Here is a 1,872-nt window from a genome sequence, read left to right on the forward strand (position 1 = left end):
AATCGGGATAGGGGCTGATCTCACGACCAGCCTCCTCCCACACCACCGTACATACGGGTCCGTATACGGCGGTTCGGTTATGTTGATCGTCGCCTGCCTATAACTTCGGCAGGCCCAGTTTGGTAAACAGCATATTGGGGAGTGCTATATTCAGCGCCGGGCTACAACTTATCCGCCACTCTTTGTGGTCACTCCCCGCTGTCTGCGCCGCGAGATTTTTGCTTACTCCCCGGCTGAGCAGCTCTTTGTAACGCTTTCTGCCCGTTCTCCACTGTTTCCAGAGGATGCTTCGCAGTCTGCGCCTTATCCACCCGTTTAGATTGCCCAACAGGGACGGCCACTGGTTCAGTTTGTAGTAACTTTTCCACCCCGTCAGATAGCGTTTTAACGGCTGGATTAGCTGTTCCAGACTTCGGCCCGTGTTACGGCCCGTCAGCTCTCTTATCCGCATTTTGAACCGTTTCACCGACTCCGGTGACACCACACACCAGACCTTCTTGCCCCTTCTGTAGCTGTAACCCAGGAACTTACGCGTTTCCGGATGCGCTACCGCGCTCTTCTTCGCGTTGACCTTCAGCTTCAGTTTACGGCTCAGCCAGTGCGTCACTCCCGCCATCACCCGGTTGCCTGCCCGCTCGCTTTTCACGTAGATATTACTGTCGTCTGCGTAACGTACGAACTTCAGGCCGCGTTTCTCCAGCTCCTTGTCGAAGTCGTCCAGCAGCAGATTCGATAACAACGGCGACAGCGGGCCGCCCTGCGGCGTCCCTTCTGTCACCGGCCTTACCATACCCGCTTCCATCACGCCTGCATTCAGGAACTCACGGATAAGTGACAGTACCCGTTTATCCGACACCCGCTTCGCTATCCGGCTCATCAATACATCGTGATTCACCCGATCGAAGAACTTCTCCAGATCGAGGTCAACCACCCAGTTGTAACCCGACTCGATGTATCCCTGAGCCCGTTTCACTGCCTGATGCGTTGAGCGGCCGGGGCGGAACCCATAGCTGCTGTCACTGAACGACGGGTCCCACTGCGCCTGCAACACCTGCATCACCGCCTGCTGGATGAAGCGGTCCACCACCGTCGGGATACCCAGCAGGCGTTCGCCGCCGCCGGGTTTTGGGATGGTCACTCTTCTCACAGGGGATGCGCGATAATTGCCTGACAGTAGTTGCGCTTTCAGTTCCGGCCAGTGGTGCTTCAGGTAGCCCGGCAGTTCGCTTACGCTCATGCCATCGACGCCGGACGCACCTTTATTGGCCTTCACTCTCTTCAGGGCATACCTGAGATTGACTGGTTCACAGATGGCTTCCATCAACCATACTGCTGACGATGGACTTTCTCTTGTCGTTGGTGCCTGCACGGTTTCAGCCCCCTGTGAATCGGCGTTCGGGGCTTCACCCCGTCTGCGGGTTTCAGGGCCGCGATGCGTTTTCTGCTGCATGACCTTTCAGAACCTCCGTGATACTCGTCACTCATTACCGTTCGGGCCTTCAGACGTAACGTCCTACTATGCCCTCTGCTGACTCCTGTCCGCCGGTCAGCGCACCTTACGGTGCACTCAGTCCTGAATTCAGGACGCCGGACAGGCCTCCCGGGGTAAGCTCAGCCGCTTTCACTACACACCTGCCAGATTTACCACCCCGGCTCTTGATGGTTATGGCTTTTGCGACCCTTTGCTCGCTCTGCCAGCCGGGTTGGCCTCATATCTGATTTCTGTTCGTCAGGTCATAGTTTTGCTTCACGCTTCCTTCAGACCCCGTCTCGCAACGACGCCCTTGCGCTTCACTAGCCCTTCGCCACCATCAGGCTGGACAGGGGACTTTCACCCCCGAGCTGCTGAGCATGCCCGGCACACAAAGAAAA

Annotated in this window: 1 protein-coding gene; it reads right to left on the reverse strand. The window is 57.0% G+C overall.

Annotated elements, in window-relative coordinates; all coding sequences use genetic code 11:
• Nucleotides 1–97: 97 nt before the first annotated feature.
• Nucleotides 98–1,450: a group II intron reverse transcriptase/maturase gene (gene ltrA / locus M6G53_RS24735; RefSeq protein ID WP_253335186.1), complete on the reverse strand. Its 1,353-nt coding sequence runs from the start codon at nt 1,448–1,450 to the stop codon at nt 98–100.
• Between the last annotated feature and the right edge of the window lie 422 nt (nt 1,451–1,872).

This window comes from Serratia nevei (assembly GCF_024160145.1).
Classification (GTDB): domain Bacteria; phylum Pseudomonadota; class Gammaproteobacteria; order Enterobacterales; family Enterobacteriaceae; genus Serratia; species Serratia nevei_A.

Coding starts and splice junctions, on each gene's coding strand:
- ltrA (WP_253335186.1), bottom strand. CDS start 1,450: ATGCAGCAGAAAACGCATCGCGGCCCTGAAACCCGCAGACGGGGTGAA.